Genomic DNA, 19,652 nt, shown 5'->3' on the forward strand with positions numbered 1-19,652 from the left:
GACCCCGCACGACGTGCGGGGTCTTCCTGTGTCAGGGCGGCACGTGGGGCCGTCAGCGACGCGTCATGCCGAGCAGACGGTCGAAGATCGCTTCACCGTCGTCGGAGATGCCGTCGTGATGGAATTCGTCCGTCTCCCACACCTCGAGGTTGCGGATCGCCGCCGCGGTGCGGAGCGACAACTCGCGGTCCACGTAGATGTCGTGCCGGTACACCGCTGCGGCCACGGGAACCACATTCGTGGCCAGGACGTCGGTGTCGTACAGGGGGCCCCAATCCTCCCTCCTCGCCAGCAGTTCCGCGACGGGCTGCAGGGGGCGGAGCGCCGGATCCTCCTCGAAGTACCAGGGATACACCATCTCGCCGGTGAGCAGGGGCTCCTCGGCAGTCGGCAGGAACTGGGGATACTGGGTCAGCACCCGTTCGGCGGCCCACCCGGACGCGAAGCCCTGGCAGTAGATCGACTCGTGCATGACGGCGTAGAGCGGCTGCGCCGCGCGGCTCACCAGGCCCTGCACCTGCTCGAGGAAGGTAGCCGAGAGCCGCGGCTCCCCTGCGAGGTCCACGAAGGCGTCCTCGAGCAGATAGTGGAGAGCATGAATCCTCGTATTGCCGCCGAGGAAGGCACCGATCATCTGGAACCGCCGGGCGGTCAGGCGTTCGCCGGCGGGCAGGTGCTCCTCGACCCGGTCGAGGTGACGGGCGATGCGTGTGACGATGTCGCGATCGCCGGGATACCAGGAGAAGTATTCACGGTTGCGTGCCTCGACCCGGGCGAAGGTGGCGCGGTAGACGTCATCGGGAGGACCGGACAGCGGCGCGAGGCCGCCCGTGATGAGGGCCCTCTCGATCCCTTCCGGCGCGAGCGACAGATAGGTGAGGGTGCAGAAGCCGCCGTAGCTCTGGCCGAAGACCGTCCAGGGGCCGCTACCGAGCCGGTCGCGGATCAACTCCGCATCCGCGACGATCGAGTCCGCCCGGAAGTGGGCGAGGTAGTCGGCCTGGTCCGCGGGGTCCGGCAGCCGGCCGAGGGTTGCGGCATCGGCGGGCGTCGACAGGCCGGTGCCCCGCTGGTCGAGCATGAGGATGCGGAACTCCCTGGCTGCTGCCTTCATCCATCCGCTCAGCTGTGTCGCCCGGACACCCCTGCCGCCCGGGCCCCCCTGCAGGAAGAGGAGCCACGGCAGGCGCGCGACGGCGTCGTCGTCGTGCTCCAGCGAGGAGTACTCGCGCGCGAACACCTCGATGAGCGGCGAGCCGGGCTCCGCGTGGTCCAGCGGAACCCGGAAGACGTGACCGGTTGCGCGCAGCCCCCGCATCACCGCCGTCGGGCCGGCGACGTGGTCGGGCGCACTCGGTGCTGTTCCCGCGGAGGGGGATGAGGAGGATCGCATCAGAGCGCCGCGACGTCGCTGAGCGCGCTGCCGGTGAGGCGGAACGTGCTCCATCCCGACTGGGGGCGCGCCCCGAGGCTCTCGTAGAAGCGGATGGACGGCTCGTTCCAGTCCAGGACCGACCACTCGACGCGCGCGTATCCGCGGTCCGCCGCGATGCGGGCGAGATTCGCCAGGAGGGCCTTGCCGTGCCCGGCGCCGCGAGCTTCGGGGCGGACGTACAGATCTTCCAGATAGATGCCGTTGACGCCCTCCCAGGTCGAGTAGTTGAGGAACCAGAGGGCGAAGCCCTGGACCGCGCCCTGCTCCTCCGCCACGTGGGCGTAGATGGTGGGTCGGTCGCCGAAGAGTGCGCGCTCAAGGGATGGCGCGGTGTTCCTGACCGCGTCGGGCTCCTTCTCGTAGAGAGCGAGATCGTGGATGAGCTGGAGGATCACGGGGACGTCTGCCGGTCGTGCTTCGCGGATGGTCATGACGCAAGCCTAGCCAGATGCACGGGCCCGGCAGACGCGGTAGCCTGCGGACGACGGACGGACAGGGGAGTGCAGGCGCTCAGGCCGCGGGCGCTCCGACGCCGAGGATGCGGATCACCGGGCTTCCGGCCTCGTCCGACGCCGTCAGATCCACCTCCGCGTTGATGCCCCAGTCCCCATTGCCCTCGGGGTCCTTGAGGATCTGGCGGACGCGCCACGTTCCCGGGGTCGTCGTGATGAGCAGGAGTGCCGGCCCGCGGGCCTCCGGGCCGTCGTCGATGTCCTCGTAGTCGGCGAAGTACCCGTCGAGGGCCTCGGCCCACCGATCCGCGGTCCAGCCCGAGCCGGCGTCGAGGGCGCCGAGTGCCTCGTCCTGCTCGTCCGCGAACAGCTTCACCCGCTGGAACATCTCGTTGCGCACCATGACGCGGAAGGCGCGCTCGTTGGACGTGACCGACGGCGGTTCCTCCGGCAGGTCGACGGCGGCTGCGGCGGCCGCGCCCGCGTCGATCCCGGCCGAGAGCTGCGTCCATTCGTCGAGCAGGCTGCTGTCCACCTGGCGGACGAGCTCACCGAGCCACTCCATGGTGTCGCTGAGGTCCTCCCGCAGGGCTTCCACCGGGACGGTGTGCCGCAGTGCCTTGTAGCAGTCGGCGAGGTACCGCAGCAGGATGCCTTCGGAGCGGGTCAGGGAGTAGAAGGCCACGTACTCGCCGAAACTCATGGCCCGTTCGTACATGTCGCGCACCACGGACTTGGGGGCGAGCTCGAAGTCTCCGAGCCACGGTGCCGAGGAGCGGTAGACGTCGAACGCCTGCTGCAGCAGGTCCTCGAGCGGCTTCGGATAGGTCACCTCGTCAAGGCGGGCCATCCGGGCGTCGTAGTCGATGCCCTCTGCCTTCATCGCGGCCACGGCCTCTCCGCGCGCCTTCTTCTCCTGCGCGTTCAGCACCTGGCGGGGTTTCTCGAGCGTCGCCTCGATGACCGAGACGACGTCGAGCGCGTACCCCGGCGCCTCCGGGTCGAGGAGCTCCAGGCTGGCGAGGGCGAAGGGGGAGAGCGGCTGGTTGAGGGCGAAGTTGGCCTGCAGGTGCACCTTGAGGCGGACCGTCCGGCCGTCGGGCTCGGGCTCGGTGAGCTTCTCCACGATGCCCGCCGCGACGAGTTCGCGATAGATGCCGATGGCCCGCCGCATGAGGTGCAGCTGGGCCGCGCGCGTCTCGTGGTTCTCGGTGAGCAGGCGTTTCGCAGCGGCGAACGGATCGCCGGGCCGCTCGAGCAGATTCAGCAGCATGGAGTGGCTGACGGAGAACGACGACGTCAGGGGATCGGGGACGCTCTCGACGAGTCGTTCGTAGGTGGGCTTGCCCCAGGAGACGAAACCCTGGGGCGGCTTCTTCCGGACCACCTGGCGCAGCTTCTTCTGGTCGTCGCCGAACTTGCCCACGGCCTTCGCCATCGCCTTCACGTTCTCGACGACGTGCTCGGGGGCCTGGACGACGACGGTACCCGCTGTGTCGTAGCCGGCGCGGCCCGCGCGGCCCGAGATCTGGTGGAACTCACGCGAGTTCAGGAGGCGCGTCCGAACGCCGTCGTACTTGCTGAGCGCGGTCAGCAGCACGGTGCGGATGGGCACGTTGATGCCGACGCCGAGCGTGTCCGTCCCGCAGATGACCTTGAGCAGTCCGGCCTGGGCGAGTTGCTCGACGAGGCGCCGGTACTTCGGCAGCATGCCGGCGTGGTGCACCCCGATACCGTGGCGGACCAGGCGGTTCAGGGTCTTGCCGAAGCCCGCCGAGAACCGGAAGGTGGCGATCAGCTCGGCGATGCGGTCCTTCTCCTCCCGTGAGCAGATGGTGATGCTCATGAGGTTCTGGGCCCGCTCGATGGCCTCGGCCTGGCTGAAGTGCACCACGTAGACCGGCGCCTGACGCGTGGACAGCAGTTCCTCGAGCGATTCCTGCACGGGTGTCTCGACGTAGTAGAAGTGCAGCGGGATGGGCCGTTCGACAGAGGTGACGGTCGCGGTGGCGCGCCCTGTCAGGTCGGTGAGGTCCTTCTCGAAGCGGGAGACGTCGCCGAGGGTTGCCGACATCAGGAGGAACTGGGCCTGGGGGAGTTCGAGCAGCGGGACCTGCCACGCCCAACCGCGCTGCGGGTCGGAGTAGAAATGGAACTCGTCCATGACCACGGTGTCGACGTCGGCCTCAGAGCCTTCCCTGAGGGCGAGGTTCGCAAGGATCTCCGCGGTGCAGCAGATGATGGGGGCGTTCTGGTTGACGCCGGAATCGCCGGTGATCATGCCAACGTTCTCGGGCCCGAAGATCTCGCAGAGTGCGAAGAACTTCTCGGAGACGAGGGCCTTGATGGGTGCGGTGTAGTAGCTCGTGCGGCCCTCGGCGAAGGACTTCAGGTGCGCGGCGACGGCGACGAGGGACTTCCCGGACCCCGTGGGCGTGGCGAGGATGACGTTGTTCCCCGAGACGAGCTCCATGGCCCCTTCGTCCTGGGCCGGGTAGAGGGCCAGTCCGCGCCCGGTGGCCCACCCCGTGAAGGCCTCATAGACCGCGTCCGCGGTCAGTCGGCCGTCGTCGTGCCGGGGAAGGTGCTCTTGGATCCTCATGATGCGACCAGCCTACCGGTGGGCGGCCTCCCGCCCGCGAGCGGGAGGACCGGACGGGCCACGCCGGAGCATCCGCTGGGACCGTGCATCGATCGACCCGACGCGCTGCCGCCGCGGTCGGAAGCGCGACCCGCGTCGGCTACCAGCCGCGCTGCTTCCACTCGGGGAGCGAGCCGCGCTCGGCGCCGAGCGTCGTCCCGGCGCCATGACCCGGGTGCACCAGGGTGTCGTCGGGCAGATAGTCGAAGAGGCGGGTCTCGACGTCGTCGATCAGCGACGCGAAGCGGTCCGGGTCGCCCTGCGTGTTGCCCACACCACCCGGGAAGAGCGAATCACCGGTGAAGAGGTGGGCGGGACCGTGCGGGTCGCGGTACAGCAGGGCGATGGAGCCGGGAGTATGCCCCCGCAGATGGATCGCCTCCAGCTCGAAGCCCTCGAAGGACCCGATGTCGTGGTGCTGCAGGGGGACGTCGGTGGGCACGGCGATGTCCGCGACGTCGTCCGCGCCGGCCGCCGTCCGGGCGTGCGTCGCGTCTTTCACCTCGGCCAGCGCCCGGACGTGGTCCCAGTGCGCGTGGGTGGTGACGATGAGGGCCACGCGCGCCTCGGCGTCCGTGTCCTCCTGCGCATCGGCGAGCAGGGCGAGGATCGCCGGAGCGTCGTCCGCCGCATCGATCAGGACCTGCGCGCCCGAGGTCCGGGACGTGAGGAGGTAGACGTTGTTGTCCATCTCGGACACGGCGATGGAACGGATGGTCAGTTCGCTGAGCTGGTGCATGCGCCCAGTCTAGGCAGCCGCCCGGCCGGCCGGGCGGCTCCGGTGCCGGTCTCGCCCGCCCCCGGGCCCGGGATGGGTCCGACGGCGGTAGGGTGCAGGGAGAACGGGGCCGGAGGCCCCTGACCATCCCGGGTGGAGAGGCGACACCGTGCAGCAGGAGATTCCCCGGTGGCTGAGGCTGGACGAGGCGGGCGGACGTCCGCCGTTCGAGCAGATCAAGCAAGCCATCCTCTCCGCGGCCAACTCCGGCTCGGCCGCCGTCGGGACCCGCCTTCCGTCGGTGCGGGCGCTCGCCGCCCACTTCGGGATCGCCGCGAATACGGTGGCGCGGGCGTACCGCGAATTGGAGCAGGCGGGGGTCGTCGAGACCCGCGGTCGGGCGGGGACGGTCATCACGGCCGGGGGTGACGACGCCCGCCGCCGGGTGGGCGATGCTGCGGCGGAGTTCGCCGCCGTCGTGCAGTCGGCGGGCCTGTCCGAGGCCGACGCGGTCGCGTTCGTGCGGGCAGCGTTGCGCCGAGCGTGAACGGGTCACCCGCCCGCGCCGTCCCGGCGCGGAAGGGGGTCGATTCGAAGATGTCTTCGAACACTCTTTCCCCTACAGTTATCGGGTGTCTACAGCAAATTCCCTCGAGCAGCACGCCCACGATCCTGAGCCCGCTCCCCAGGACCTGTCCCGACTGATCGTCAAGGGCGCTCGCGAGCACAACCTGCGTAACGTCGACCTGGACCTCCCGCGCGACGCCATGATCGTCTTCACGGGCCTCTCCGGTTCGGGCAAGTCCTCCCTCGCGTTCGACACCATCTTCGCCGAAGGCCAGCGCCGCTACGTGGAGTCGCTGTCCGCCTACGCACGCCAGTTCCTGGGGCAGGTGGACAAGCCCGACGTCGACTTCATCGAGGGTCTCTCACCCGCGGTCTCGATCGATCAGAAGTCGACGAGCAAGAATCCCCGCTCCACGGTCGGCACGATCACCGAGATCTACGACTACATGCGCCTGCTCTGGGCACGTGTCGGCCGCCCGCACTGCCCGGTCTGCGGCGAGCCCGTGGCCAAGCAGACCCCGCAGCAGATCGTCGACCAGCTGCTGGAACTCGACGAGGGCACGCGCTTCCAGGTCCTGGCTCCGGTGGTGCGCGCACGCAAGGGCGAGTTCGTGGACCTCTTCCAGGAGTTGACCGCGAAAGGCTACTCGCGCGCCCGCGTCGACGGAACGCTCATCCAGCTCAGCGACCCGCCCAAACTCGGCAAGCAGTACAAGCACACCATCGAGGTCATCGTCGACCGCCTCGTGGTGAAGAGCGGCATCCAGCAGCGCCTCACCGACTCGGTCGAGACGGCCCTGAAGCTGGCCGACGGTCGGGTGCTCGCCGAATTCGTGGACCTGCCGGAGGACGACGAGAAACGCCTGCACGCGTTCTCGGAGCACCTGGCGTGCCCCAACGAGCACCCGCTCGCCATCGACGAGATCGAGCCGCGCTCCTTCTCCTTCAACAACCCGTTCGGCGCCTGCCCGGCCTGCACGGGTATCGGTACCAAGCTCGAGGTCGACGAGGAGCTCGTGGTCCCGAACCCCGACCTCAGCCTGGCCGAGGGGGCCATCGCCCCATGGTCACTGGGGACGGCGACCCTCGAGTACTGGACGCGGCTCCTCGAGGGACTGGCATCGGAGCTCAGCTTCGACATCACCACCCCGTGGCGGAAGCTGCCGGACCGTGCCCGCGAGGCCGCCCTGTACGGCAAGGACCACAAGGTGGTGGTGCAGTACAAGAACCGTTTCGGCAGGGAGCGGAAGTACAGCACGGGATTCGAAGGAGCCATCCAGTACATCCACCGCAAGCACCTCGAGACGGAATCGGATCACGCGAGGGACCGCTACGAGGAGTACATGCGGGAGATCCCCTGCCCCACCTGCGGCGGAGCGCGGCTCAACCCTGCGTCACTCTCGGTGCTCATCAACGGACGCTCCATCGCCGAGGTCTCGGCGATGCCGATGCGCGACTGCGCCGACTTCCTCGACAACCTCGTCCTGACCGGCCGCGAGGCGCAGATCGCGAACCAGGTGCTCAAGGAGATCCAGGCCCGCCTGACGTTCCTCCTCGACGTCGGACTCGAGTACCTGAACCTGGAGCGCGCTTCCGGCACGCTGTCCGGTGGCGAGGCCCAGCGCATCCGCCTCGCCACCCAGATCGGCTCCGGCCTGGTCGGCGTGCTCTACGTCCTCGACGAGCCGTCCATCGGCCTGCACCAGCGCGACAACCGCCGGCTCATCGAGACGCTGACGCGGCTGCGGAACCTCGGCAACACGCTGATCGTCGTCGAGCACGACGAGGACACCATCGCCGAGGCCGACTGGATCGTGGATATCGGACCCGGCGCCGGCGAGCACGGCGGCGAGGTGGTGCACTCCGGCCTCCTCGAGGATCTCCTGACCAACGAGAGGTCGCTGACGGGCGACTACCTCTCGGGGCGCCGGAGGATCGAGATCCCGAAGAAGCGCCGCAAGATCGACCGCTCGCGCCAGCTGAAGATCGTCGGTGCGCGCGAGCACAACCTGACCAACCTGGATGCGACGATCCCCCTCGGCGTCCTGACCGCCGTCACGGGCGTGAGTGGCTCGGGCAAGTCGACCCTCGTCAACGACATCCTCTACAAGGTGCTGGCGAACAAGCTCAACGGCGCCAAGCAGGTGGCCGGGCGGCACAAGCGCATCGACGGGCTGGAGCACCTGGACAAGGTCATCCACGTCGACCAGAGCCCGATCGGGAGGACACCCCGCTCGAACCCCGCGACCTACACCGGCGTGTTCGACAACATCCGGAAGCTCTTCGCGGAGACCACGGAGGCGAAGGTCCGCGGGTACCTGCCGGGACGGTTCTCGTTCAACGTCAAGGGCGGGCGCTGCGAGGCGTGCTCGGGCGACGGCACGCTGAAGATCGAGATGAACTTCCTGCCCGACGTCTACGTCCCGTGCGAGGTGTGCCACGGCGCGCGGTACAACCGCGAGACGCTCGAGGTGCACTACAAGGGCAAGACCATCGCCGACGTCCTCGACATGCCCATCGAGGAGGGTGCGGACTTCTTCGCCGCCTTCAGCCCGATCGCGCGACACCTCAACACCCTCGTCGAGGTGGGTCTCGGCTACGTCCGCCTCGGGCAGCCCGCCACCACCCTGTCCGGTGGCGAGGCCCAGCGGGTCAAGCTCGCGAGCGAGCTGCAGAAGCGGTCCAACGGGCGCAGTATCTACGTGCTCGACGAGCCGACGACCGGACTGCACTTCGAGGACATCCGCAAGCTGCTGCTCGTGCTCCAGGGGCTCGTCGACAAGGGCAACACGGTGATCACCATCGAGCACAACCTCGACGTCATCAAGAGCGCCGACTGGGTGATCGACCTCGGTCCGGACGGCGGTTCGGGCGGCGGACAGATCATCGCGACGGGAACTCCCGAGCAGGTCGCGAAGAGCGATCGCAGCTACACGGGGACTTTCCTCAAGGAGATCTTCGAGAAGGCGGCGCGCTAGCCGCCCCTCCGGCCGATCCGCCGTCGAGGGCACGCATGGCGCATGCCCTCGACGGCGTTATGGCAAGCTTGCCCGGTGGCTCCTTCGCACTCGCTGATCCTGTTCGACCTCGACGGCACCCTTGTCGACCCGGCAGGGGCCATCACCGGGGGCATCCGCGCTGCGCTCGTTGCGCACGGCTTCGAGCGGCCCGACGACGAGACCCTTCAGTCGATGGTCGGTCCATCACTGCTCGCATCGCTGACCTCGGTGGTCGGGGTCCCGCCGGACCGCGTGCTCGACGTCATGTCCACCTACCGCGCCGGGTATGTCTCCACCGGCATGGCGCAGAGCCGTCCCTATCCCGGAATGGCCGCGTGCGTCCGGGCACTTGCTGCGGAGGGCGCCGTGGTCGCCGTGGCGACGCAGAAGCCCGAGTGGCTCGCCGAGGAACTCCTCCGCGCCCAGGGTCTGCTGGGGCTCTTCGCGTCCGTCCACGGGTCCCCGCGCGATGAGAGCTCGACCGTCAGTGGCAAGGAACCCATCATCCGGGCCGCCCTCGACGCCCACCCCGGCGCCGCAGGGAACGCCGTGATGGTGGGTGACCGGCGGCACGACGTCGAGGGCGCGGTCGCCAACGGCATACCCTGCATCGGGGTGGCCTGGGGATTCGCGGCGGACGGGGAACTGGACGACGCCGGCGCCGCCATCGTGGTGCGCTCCGCGGACGAGCTGCTGGAGGTCCTCCGTGGGGGTCTATGACCTGACCCGCAGCACAACGCGTGGGCTCATCGCCGGTCTCTGCCGCCCCACCGTCGAGGGGCTCCGCCATGTCCCCGCGGCAGGCCCCTTCATCGTCGCGTCGAATCATCTCTCCTTCCTCGACAGCGTGCTCATTCAGGCCCTGATGCCGAGGCCCGTGGCGTTCTTCGCCAAGGCCGAGTACTTCAGGGGGACCGGGGTCAAGGGAGCGCTGATGAGGTCCTTCTTCGAGGGCGTCGGTTCCATCCCGGTGGAACGCGGACAGCAGGCGGCGAGCGTGGCCGCCCTGAAGACACTCCTGGATCTGCTGGAGGAAGGCGACGGCGTCGGCATCTACCCGGAGGGGACCCGCTCGCGCGACGGTCGGCTGTACCGCGGGAGGACCGGGGTCGGGTGGTTGGCCCTCACCACCGGGGCGCCCGTGGTGCCTGTCGGCCTCGTGGGGACCGAGGCCCTGCAGCCTGCCGGGAAGAAGGGCATCCGACCTCAGCACTTCACACTGCGGATCGGGCGGCCGCTGGTCTTCGCGAAGACCGGACCGGGACATCCGCTGCCCGCCCGGCGGAACGCCACCGATGCCATCATGGACAGCATCGCCGCGCTCAGCCGCCAGGAGCGGGCGACCCACTACAACCAGAGCCCCGCGGTGGAGTAGGCGTTCGTCGTCGCCCGTGGTGGACGGATGCCGCCGGAGCGGCGCGCCGGCGGGATCCGCGCTGAGCGGACGGGGCCCCCGGGGGAAGGGCATGTCGGCGGCCCGCCCTAGGATTGATGCCGTGGCAAATCCAGTGACGTACCGTCCGAAGACCGGCGAGATCCCGCTCGATCCGGGGGTCTACCGTTTCCGTGACGAACACGGCCGGGTCATCTACGTCGGTAAGGCGAAGAACCTCCGTTCGCGCCTCAACTCCTACTTCGCCAACCCGCAGGGCCTGCTGGCGAAGACGCGGACGATGGTGTTCACGGCGGCGAGTGTCGAGTGGACGGTCGTCGGCAGCGAGCTCGAGGCGCTCCAGCTGGAGTACACGTGGATCAAGGAATTCGATCCGCGCTTCAACGTCATGTTCCGTGACGACAAGTCCTACCCGTACCTCGCCGTCACGATGGGGGAGAAGTACCCGCGCGTTCAGGTCATGCGCGGCGACAAGAAGAAGGACACCCGGTACTTCGGGCCGTTCTATCCTGCCAAGGCCATCCGCGAGACCGTCGACACGATGATCAGGGTGTTCCCCGTCCGCACGTGCAGCGCAGGCGTGTTCAAGCGCGCGGAGCGGACAGGACGACCGTGCCTGCTCGGCTACATCGACAAGTGTGCCGCGCCCTGCGTCGGCCGGATCACGCCCGAGGACCACAGGGCCCTGGCGCACGACTTCTGCGACTTCATGGCGGGGGACTCGAAGAAATTCATCGCGGGCCTCGAGCGGCGCATGGCGGACGCCGTCGCAGAACTCGACTACGAGTCGGCGGCACGGCTCCGCGACGACATCGCCGCGCTCCGCCGTGTGTTCGAGCGCAACACGGTGGTGCTCAGCGAGGACACGGACGCCGACATCTTCGCGATCAAGGAGGACGAGCTGGAGGCCGCGGCGCAGGTCTTCCACGTGCGCGGCGGCAGGATCCGGGGGCAGCGTGGGTGGGTCGTCGAGAAGGTCGAGGACATGGACACGCCGGATCTCGTGGAGCACCTCCTGCAGCAGGTCTACGGCGAGGGCAACAGCAGCAACGAGCAGATCCCGCGTGAGGTGCTCGTGCCCGTGCTGCCGGCCAACGGCGAGCAGATGCTCGAGTGGCTCCGCGGGCTCCGGGGCTCGCGTGTCGACGTCAGGGTGCCGCAGCGCGGCGACAAGGCCACGCTGATGGGGACGGTGGAGCAGAATGCCGCGGACGCGCTGCGGCTCCACAAGAGCAGGCGTGCCGGCGACATCACCACGCGCTCCGCCGCGCTGCAGGAGCTCCAGGAGGCGCTCGACCTCCCGCAGCCGCTGATGCGGATCGAATGCTTCGACATCTCGCACGTCCAGGGCACCCATGTGGTGGCCTCGATGGTGGTCGTCGAGGACGGACTGCCCCGGAAGTCCGAGTACCGCAAGTTCTCCATCACGGGCGACGCCGCGCGTGACGACACCGCGTCCATGTACGACGTCATCTACCGGCGCTTCCGCAACTACCTCGCGGGGACGGCCGGGGAGCCGCGCGATGCCGCCGCTCCCGACCCCGAGGTGGACCCGGTCGAGGACGAGAGCTCCGTGCTCGACCATCCGGACGTCGCGGGAGAGGAAACGCCCCTCCGGGATACGACGACGACGATCAGCCGGAACCGTTTCGCCTACCCGCCCAGCCTCGTGGTCGTGGACGGCGGGCCTCCCCAGGTCGCCGCGGCCGCCCGCGCGCTCCGGGACCTCGACATCGACGACGTCTTCGTGATCGGACTCGCCAAGCGCCTGGAGGAGGTCTGGATCCAGGACAGCGAGTTCCCCGTGATCCTGCCGCGGGCATCGGAGGGGCTGTTCATGCTGCAGCGGATCCGCGACGAGGCCCACCGGTTCGCCATCACGTTCCATCGGCAGAAGCGCGGGAAATCGATGACGGCGTCCGCACTGGACGAGATCGCCGGGCTGGGACCCGCCAAGCGCAAGGCCCTGCTGAAGCAGTTCGGTTCGGTCAAGAAGATCCGGGCCGCGTCCCTCGACGAGCTGGTCGCCGTGCCCGGCGTCGGCCCCGCCCTCGCGGAGTCCATCCGTTCGTCGCTGGCCGCCGGGGCGGACGCCGTACCTGCGGTCAACATGACCACGGGCGAGATCATCGATGATTAGCTAGGCTGAAGTCCGTGGGCCGAGAGGCGCCGCGCACTTCAGACAGCACTTACCGCACACAGGGGCGTTCCGGCATGCCGGGCGCGCCGTCCAGCCGGAACGGATGCACCACGATGACTGAGGCCACGAGCCTGACTCCGGTCAAACCCACCGAGTCCGAGCTGCTGGTGGTGACCGGGATGTCGGGCGCCGGCCGCAGCACGGCCGCCAACGCGCTCGAGGACCACGGCTGGTACGTGGTGGAGAACCTGCCGCCGCAGATGCTGTCCACGCTGACGGAACTCGTCGCGCGCACCCCGCAATCCATCCCGAAACTCGCGGTGGTCATCGACGTGCGGGGCAAGGAACTTTTCAACGACATCCGGGCGTCCCTCGCCGCCCTCCGGGCAGCCGGGGTCAACTACCGGGTGCTCTTCCTCGATGCCGACGACGCCGTCCTCGTGCGGAGGTTCGAGCAGGGCCGGCGCCCGCACCCCCTGCAGGCCGACGGGCGGATCCTCGACGGGATCGCCGCCGAGCGCGAGGTCCTCACCGAGCTGAAGCACTCCTCGGACATCGTGATCGACACGAGCGAGCTCAATGTCCATGCCCTCGCGACCAGCGTCACCGAGCTGTTCTCGGAGTCCGGGCCCATCGTGCTGCGCCTCAACGTCGTGAGCTTCGGGTTCAAGTACGGACTGCCGGTGGACGCGAACTATGTCGCGGACGTGCGCTTCATCCCCAATCCGCACTGGGTCCCGGTCCTCCGCCCGCAGACGGGCCTCGACGCACCGGTCCGCGACTACGTCCTGGCCGCCCAGGGAGCGGGCGATTTCGTCGACCGCTACGTGCATGCGCTAGTCCCCGTCCTCGACGGCTACCGCCGGGAGAACAAGCACTACGCGACGATCGCCGTCGGATGCACGGGCGGCAAGCACCGGTCCGTCGCCGTGACGGAGGAGATCGCCCAGCGCCTGGCGCAGCTGCCCGGCGTGCAGGTCACCGCGCACCACCGCGACCTCGGGCGTGAGTAATGGCGCTGTTCTCCGGCCCTCTGCCCCTCATCCCGCCGGCCTCGCGCAGGGGAGCTGAGGGGCAGGGCGCCGGACCCTCCGTCGTCGCCCTCGGAGGCGGCCACGGCCTGTCCGCCTCCCTCTCCGCACTGCGTCTCCTGACGCAGGACCTCACCGCCGTGGTGACCGTGGCCGACGACGGCGGTTCCTCCGGGCGGCTCCGCCACGAGCTGGGGGTGCTGCCGCCGGGGGACCTCCGGATGGCCCTGGCGGCCCTGTGTGACGACACCGACTGGGGGCGCACCTGGCGCGACGTGATGCAGCACCGGTTCGCCTCGCGGCCCGGCGTCGACGGGTCGCTCGACGATCACGCCATGGGGAACCTGCTCATCGTGACGCTGTGGGAATTGCTGGGAGACCCCGTCGCCGGCCTGCAGTGGGCCGGCGCGCTGCTCGGGGCGCGGGGGCGCGTCCTACCGATGGCCAGCGTCCCGCTGACCATCGAGGGTGACGTCCTCAGCGAGGTGGACGGCTCGTTGCGCGTCACGACCATCTCCGGTCAGGCCAAGCTCGCCGTCGCGGCCGAGAGCGGCAACGTGAGCAACGTCCGGTTGCTCCCGGCGGCAGCGCCCGCCTGCCAGGATGCGCTGGAGGCCATCGAACTGGCCGACTGGGTGGTCCTCGGGCCCGGCTCCTGGTACACCTCCGTGCTGCCCCACCTGCTTCTCCCCGAACTGCGGGACGCCCTCTGCCGCACGTCCGCCCGGCGCTGCCTCACCATGAACCTGAGCAACGACACGAAGGAGACCCAGGGCATGAGTGCGATCGACCACCTCACCGTGATCTCGCGCTACGCACCGGATCTCACGGTCGACGTCGTCCTCGTGGATCCCGCCGTGGTAGCGGATCGGGCCGCCTTCGAGAAGGCCGTCGCGGGGATGGGCGGCCGCGCGGTCTTCGGTACAGTGGGAGTTTCGACCGGTAAGCCCGTCCACGATCCGTTGCGGCTGGCGACGTCGTACAACGACATGTTCGGCGAGAACTAGGAGTGTATCTGTGGCCCTGACCGCCGACGTCAAAGAGGAGTTGTCCCACCTCGACGTCAAGAAGTCCTCGGTCCGCAAGGCCGAGGTGTCCGCGCTGCTGAGGTTCGCCGGGGGACTCCACATCATCTCCGGCCGGATCGTCATCGAGGCCGAAGTGGACCTCGCCTCGACGGCCCGCCGGCTCCGTGCTGCCATCGCCGAGGTGTACGGCCACAACAGCGAGATCATCGTGGTCACCGGTGGTGGCCTCAAGCGCGGCAACCGGTACGTGGTGCGCGTGGTGCGGGACGGCGAGTCGCTCGCCCGCCAGACCGGCCTGCTGGACACGCGGGGGAGACCCGTTCGAGGCCTGCCCTCCGCCGTCGTGAACGGTTCGACGGCGGATGCCGAGGCGGTCTGGCGTGGAGCCTTCCTGGCCCACGGGTCCCTCACGGAACCGGGGCGCTCCTCCTCCCTCGAGGTCACCTGCCCCGGCCCCGAATCCGCGTTGGCCCTGGTCGGAGCTGCGCGCCGCATCGACATCGCCGCGAAGGCCCGCGAGGTGCGCGGCGTCGACCGCGTGGTCATCCGGGACGGCGACACGATCGCGGCCCTCCTGACCCGCATGGGAGCGCACGACGCCCTCATGGTCTGGGAGGAGCGCCGGATGCGCAAGGAGGTCCGGGCGACGGCGAACCGCCTCGCGAACTTCGACGACGCGAACCTGCGACGGTCGGCGCAGGCCGCCGTCGCCGCCGGAGCCCGTGTGGAGCGAGCACTGGAGATCCTCGGAGAAGCCGTGCCGGAGCACCTGCGCTACGCCGGGGAGCTGAGGGTGGCGCACAAGCAGGCCAGCCTGGACGAGCTGGGGCGGCTGGCGGACCCGCCGATGACGAAGGATGCCATCGCCGGGCGCATCCGCCGCCTGCTCGCGATGGCCGACAAGAGAGCGTCCGATATCGGGATCCCGGGGACCGACGCCAATGTGACCGCGGACATGCTCGACGAGTGAAGAAGTGCATAGGATGGAACAGCAAGCCCGCTTGTGATCGAGCAGTGAGCGAGCGGGGCGCCCGCAGCCCGGAGCCTGGGAAGGCCCGTGCGCACAGCGGGTACGGGATCACTACATGGAGGATGACGTGAGCGAATACGTACTGCCGGATCTTGACTACGACTACGCGGCCCTGGAGCCGCACATCTCGGGCCGGATCATGGAGCTGCATCACTCCAAGCACCAGGCCACCTACGTCAAGGGCGCCAATGACGCCCTGGCGCAGCTCGCCGAGGCCCGGGAGAAGGGGTCGTTCGCGACCATCCCGAAGCTCTCCAAGGACCTCGCGTTCCATGTGGGTGGTGTGGTCAACCACAGCATCTTCTGGAAGAACATGTCTCCCGAGGGCGGCGACAAGCCCGAGGGTGAGCTCGCGGCGGCCCTGGCGGATGCGTTCGGGTCCTTCGACGCGTTCCAGGCCCACTTCACGGCGGCGGCGACGTCCCTGCAGGGCTCCGGGTGGGCTGTGCTGGCGTACGAGCCGCTGGGGAAGAACATCGTGATCGAGCAGCTCTACGACCAGCAGGGCAACGTGCCTGTGGGGACCATTCCGCTGCTGATGCTGGACATGTGGGAGCACGCGTTCTACCTGGACTACGTGAACGTGAAGCCCGACTACGTCAAGGCGTGGTGGAACCTGGTGAACTGGGCCGATGTCCAGTCCCGCTTCCAGGCGGCGACCAGCGGGGCCAGCACCCTCATCACCCCCGGCCACTAGCACCACCGACGCACACCGCGGCCGGGGGCATCACGTGTACCCGTCCGCAGCAACCGGCGTCATCAGTACGTGCGCGAGCGCCGCGCTGAGTAAGGTTGGAGCCGTGCAGGGAGCGATCCCGGCACGGCTCCTGCACGGACACGGTTCCGCAGGGAGCCCGCAGGACCCGATCCATGTCGGCACGAAGGGGTGCCCGGTACAAGATGTATTCGTCGCCGGTGCAACCCGAGAAGGGACGGCCGGCGGCACCACCTATGAAGGAGATGGAAACCCGTGACTACACGTGTTGGAATCAATGGCTTCGGCCGCATCGGCCGCAACTACTTCCGTGCGGCGCTGGAGCAGGGCGCCGACCTCGAGATCGTCGCCGTCAACGACCTCACGAGCCCCGAGGCCCTCGCCCACCTGCTGAAGTACGACTCCGTCACGGGGCGTCTGAAGGCCTCCGTCGAGGTCGACGGCGGTGACCTCGTCGTCGGCGGCAAGCGCGTCAAGGTGCTGGCCGAGCGCGATCCCGCGAACCTGCCCTGGAAGGACCTGGGCGTCGACATCGTCATCGAGTCCACGGGATTCTTCACCAAGGCCGCCGACGCGCAGAAGCACATCGACGCCGGCGCCAAGAAGGTCCTGATCTCGGCCCCCGCCTCGGACGAGGACCTCACCGTGGTCCTCGGCGTCAACGACGGCGACTACGACCCCGAGAACCACCACATCATCTCCAACGCGTCCTGCACCACGAACTGCCTCGGCCCCCTCGCCAAGGTCCTCAACGACTCCTTCGGGATCGAGCGTGGCCTCATGACGACGATCCATGCCTACACCGCGGACCAGAACCTGCAGGACGGCCCCCACAAGGACCTCCGCCGGGCACGCGCCGCAGCCATCAACATGGTCCCCACCTCCACCGGTGCGGCGAAGGCGATCGGCCTCGTCCTGCCGGAACTCAAGGGCAAGCTCGACGGCTACGCGGTCCGCGTGCCAGTGCCCACGGGCTCCGCGACCGACCTCACCGTCACCGTGGGCAGCGAGGTCAGCGTCGAGGACGTGAACGCGGCCTTCAAGGCGGCCGCGTCGGACGGTTCGCTCAAGGACTACCTCTCCTACACCGAAGCGCCCATCGTCTCCTCGGACATCGTGACGGACCCGGCGTCCTGCATCTTCGACTCCGGCCTGACCAAGGTCATCGGCAACCAGGTGAAGGTCGTCGGCTGGTACGACAACGAGTGGGGCTACTCGAACCGCCTGGTCGACCTGACCGAAATCGTCGCTGCCAAGCTCTCCTAGGCGGACCGCCCGTGGCTTACGCATCGCTCGACGATCTCCTCGCCGAAGGCGTCAGGGGGCGCCGCATCCTCGTGCGCTCGGACCTCAACGTGCCCCTCGAGGGCGAGGTCCCGTCCCTGACCGTGACCGACGACGGACGTGTCCGTGCGTCCCTGCCCGTCCTGCGCAAGCTGACCGAGGCGGGCGCGGCCGTGATCGTCATGGCCCACCTTGGCCGGCCCAAGGGCGCACCCGAGGCGAAGTACTCGCTGGCGCCGGCCGTCGACGTCCTGCGGGACCTCGCCGACTTCCCGGTCGCGCTCGCCCCCGACACGACGGGGGAGGGCGCGCGGAGTGCGGCCGCGGCTCTCGCTGAGGGTGAGGTGCTCGTTCTCGAGAACGTGCGTTTCGATGCCCGTGAGACGAGCAAGGACGAGGCGGAACGCCGGTCGTTCGCGCAGGAACTGGCGGACCTCGCAGGAGACGCCGGCGCGTACGTCGACGACGCCTTCGGGGCGGTCCACCGCAAGCACGCGAGCGTCTTCGATGTGGCAGGGCTCCTGCCCGCCTACCAGGGCGACCTGGTACGGGCAGAGCTCGTGGTCCTCGAGAAGCTGACGAAGGAGCCGGAGCGTCCCTTCGTCGTCGTGCTCGGCGGATCGAAGGTCTCGGACAAGCTGGCCGTGATCGAGAACCTCATCGGCACCGCCGACCGCATCCTCGTGGGTGGCGGGATGGTGTTCACCTTCCTCGCCGCCCAGGGGCACCGGGTGGGCGCGAGCCTGCTGGAGGAGGATCGGATCGAGACCGTCCGGGGTTACCTAGAGCGCGGCGCCCGCGACGGGACGCAGTTCGTCCTGCCGACGGACATCGTCGTCGCCGAGAAGTTCGCCGCGGACGCCGGCCACAGCGTCATCGCCGCGGACGCCATGGAGTCGGGAGCCTACGGCTCCACGGGCCTCGGCCTGGACATCGGACCGGCGACCGGCGCCGACTTCGCGGCGAACATCGCCGAGGCGAGGACCGTGTTCTGGAACGGGCCCATGGGTGTCTTCGAATTCGATTCGTTCGCCGGTGGTACACGTGCCGTGGCGCAGGCCCTCGTCGAAGCGCAGGCGGCCGGTGCCCTCACGGTGGTGGGCGGTGGAGACTCGGCCGCCGCGGTACGCGGCCTCGGATTCACCGACGAGCAGTTCGGCCATATCTCGACCGGAGGCGGCGCAAGCCTCGAGTACCTCGAAGGCAAGGAACTGCCCGGGCTGACCGCGCTCGCGCGGGACTAGCACCGACGCCCTGCCGGACACCGTCCGGCAGGGCGTCGGGCCGTAGACCGATCACCGGCGGGATCCGCGGGGCCAGGACCTCGCGGATCCCGCTGCCATGACACGAACATGATGGAGTAGAGATGACCACCTCGACCAACGGAACCTTCGACCGCCGACCGCTCATCGCGGGTAACTGGAAGATGAACCTCGACCACATGCAGGGCATCACCTTCCTGCAGAAGCTCGCCTGGACCCTCGACGACGCGGGACACGACTTCTCCCGCGTCGAGGTCTCGGTCTTCCCTCCGTTCACGGATCTCCGCGGTGTGCAGACCCTGGTGAAGGGCGACAACCTCGAGGTCGTCTACGGCGGCCAGGACCTCTCGCCCGAGGACGCCGGAGCCTACACCGGTGACATCTCCGGCCAGTTCCTCGGAAAACTCGACTGCACCTACGCGCTCGTGGGTCACTCGGAGCGCCGCACCATCCACCACGAATCCGACGAGCTGCTCAACCGCAAGGTCCACGCCGCCTACCGCCACGGACTGGTTCCCGTCCTCTGTGTCGGCGAGGGACTCGAGATCCGCCAGGCGGGTACGCACGTGGACCACACGCTGGCGCAGCTGCGCAAGGGTGTCGCCGGGCTTTCCCCAGAGCAGGCCGCGACCCTTGTGATCGCCTACGAGCCGGTCTGGGCGATCGGCACGGGAGAGGTCGCCGGACCGGAGGACGCGCAGGAGATGTGCGCCGCCATCCGCACGGAACTCGAAGGCCTCTTCGACGCCGGGACGGCGGCCGGGGCGCGCCTGCTGTACGGCGGGTCGGTCAAGGCCGCCAACGCCGCGAGCATCCTCAAGGAACGTGATGTGGACGGCGTCCTCGTCGGCGGTGCGAGCCTCGACGTGTCCGAATTTGCTAGTATTGTCAGGTTCGAACAGCATCTGGTGACAGACTAGTTCCTGCGCCTACCGCTCCTGACGAGCGGCTCTCGAG

General features: G+C 68.9%; 16 protein-coding genes. 12 read left to right on the forward strand and 4 right to left on the reverse strand.

From position 1 onward, the window contains the following. Nucleotides 1–52 precede the first annotated feature (52 nt). From FJV46_RS12715 to FJV46_RS12730, 4 genes are all read right to left on the reverse strand, one after another. Nucleotides 53–1,393 (reverse strand): alpha/beta fold hydrolase, encoded by a 1,341-nt coding sequence (locus tag FJV46_RS12715; protein WP_087027031.1) that lies wholly within the window; start codon nt 1,391–1,393, stop codon nt 53–55. Further along, the gene (locus FJV46_RS12720) at nt 1,393–1,866 is read right to left on the reverse strand and encodes a GNAT family N-acetyltransferase (protein WP_087027029.1); all 474 of its coding nucleotides are present in this window, start codon (nt 1,864–1,866) and stop codon (nt 1,393–1,395) included. Before FJV46_RS12720 ends, FJV46_RS12715 begins: the two co-directional genes overlap by 1 nt. 79 nt (nt 1,867–1,945) lie before the next feature. After that, a complete protein-coding gene (locus FJV46_RS12725) occupies nt 1,946–4,489 on the reverse strand; it encodes a DEAD/DEAH box helicase (RefSeq protein WP_087027027.1) in 2,544 nt (847 codons plus the stop codon). Between the two features lie 139 nt (nt 4,490–4,628). Further along, nucleotides 4,629–5,267, reverse strand: coding sequence for an MBL fold metallo-hydrolase (locus tag FJV46_RS12730; RefSeq protein WP_087027025.1), 639 nt, complete (start codon nt 5,265–5,267; stop codon nt 4,629–4,631). A 148-nt stretch (nt 5,268–5,415) separates the two neighbouring features. On the opposite strand from FJV46_RS12730, the gene FJV46_RS12735 reads away from it, so the two are divergent. From FJV46_RS12735 to tpiA, 12 genes are all read left to right on the forward strand, one after another. Further along, the gene (locus tag FJV46_RS12735) at nt 5,416–5,793 is read left to right on the forward strand and encodes a GntR family transcriptional regulator (protein WP_232008639.1); all 378 of its coding nucleotides are present in this window, start codon (nt 5,416–5,418) and stop codon (nt 5,791–5,793) included. Nucleotides 5,794–5,878: 85 nt separating this feature from the next. Next, nucleotides 5,879–8,791, forward strand: a complete 2,913-nt coding sequence (uvrA, locus tag FJV46_RS12740; protein WP_087027023.1) for an excinuclease ABC subunit UvrA — start codon at nt 5,879–5,881, stop codon at nt 8,789–8,791. A gap of 75 nt (nt 8,792–8,866) precedes the next feature. Further along, complete coding sequence (locus FJV46_RS12745; protein ID WP_158250096.1) at nt 8,867–9,532, forward strand: HAD hydrolase-like protein; 666 nt, start codon at nt 8,867–8,869, stop codon at nt 9,530–9,532. After that, nucleotides 9,519–10,187 carry a lysophospholipid acyltransferase family protein gene (locus tag FJV46_RS12750; protein ID WP_087027021.1) on the forward strand — a complete coding sequence of 223 codons (669 nt, stop codon included), beginning with the start codon at nt 9,519–9,521 and terminating at the stop codon, nt 10,185–10,187. Before FJV46_RS12745 ends, FJV46_RS12750 begins: the two co-directional genes overlap by 14 nt. 121 nt (nt 10,188–10,308) lie before the next feature. Next, complete coding sequence (gene uvrC / locus FJV46_RS12755) at nt 10,309–12,345, forward strand: excinuclease ABC subunit UvrC (protein WP_087027020.1); 2,037 nt, start codon at nt 10,309–10,311, stop codon at nt 12,343–12,345. A gap of 113 nt (nt 12,346–12,458) precedes the next feature. After that, nucleotides 12,459–13,358, forward strand: coding sequence for an RNase adapter RapZ (gene rapZ / locus FJV46_RS12760; protein WP_087027018.1), 900 nt, complete (start codon nt 12,459–12,461; stop codon nt 13,356–13,358). Continuing rightward, nucleotides 13,358–14,383 carry a gluconeogenesis factor YvcK family protein gene (locus FJV46_RS12765; RefSeq protein WP_087027016.1) on the forward strand — a complete coding sequence of 342 codons (1,026 nt, stop codon included), beginning with the start codon at nt 13,358–13,360 and terminating at the stop codon, nt 14,381–14,383. The genes rapZ and FJV46_RS12765 overlap by 1 nt, the downstream gene beginning before the upstream one ends. Before the next feature lie 10 nt (nt 14,384–14,393). Next, on the forward strand, nt 14,394–15,374 hold the full coding sequence (gene whiA, locus FJV46_RS12770; protein WP_087027014.1) for a DNA-binding protein WhiA: 981 nt from the start codon (nt 14,394–14,396) through the stop codon (nt 15,372–15,374). A 127-nt stretch (nt 15,375–15,501) separates the two neighbouring features. Continuing rightward, nucleotides 15,502–16,131, forward strand: coding sequence for a superoxide dismutase (locus FJV46_RS12775; RefSeq protein ID WP_087027147.1), 630 nt, complete (start codon nt 15,502–15,504; stop codon nt 16,129–16,131). 273 nt (nt 16,132–16,404) lie between these two features. After that, complete coding sequence (gene gap, locus FJV46_RS12780; RefSeq protein ID WP_087027012.1) at nt 16,405–17,415, forward strand: type I glyceraldehyde-3-phosphate dehydrogenase; 1,011 nt, start codon at nt 16,405–16,407, stop codon at nt 17,413–17,415. An 11-nt stretch (nt 17,416–17,426) separates the two neighbouring features. Continuing rightward, complete coding sequence (locus tag FJV46_RS12785; RefSeq protein WP_087027010.1) at nt 17,427–18,677, forward strand: phosphoglycerate kinase; 1,251 nt, start codon at nt 17,427–17,429, stop codon at nt 18,675–18,677. Nucleotides 18,678–18,799: 122 nt separating this feature from the next. Beyond that, nucleotides 18,800–19,615 carry a triose-phosphate isomerase gene (gene tpiA, locus FJV46_RS12790; protein WP_087027009.1) on the forward strand — a complete coding sequence of 272 codons (816 nt, stop codon included), beginning with the start codon at nt 18,800–18,802 and terminating at the stop codon, nt 19,613–19,615. Nucleotides 19,616–19,652: the final 37 nt, after the last annotated feature.

It is taken from the genome of Arthrobacter agilis (genome assembly GCF_006494655.1).
Taxonomy (GTDB): domain Bacteria; phylum Actinomycetota; class Actinomycetes; order Actinomycetales; family Micrococcaceae; genus Arthrobacter_D; species Arthrobacter_D agilis.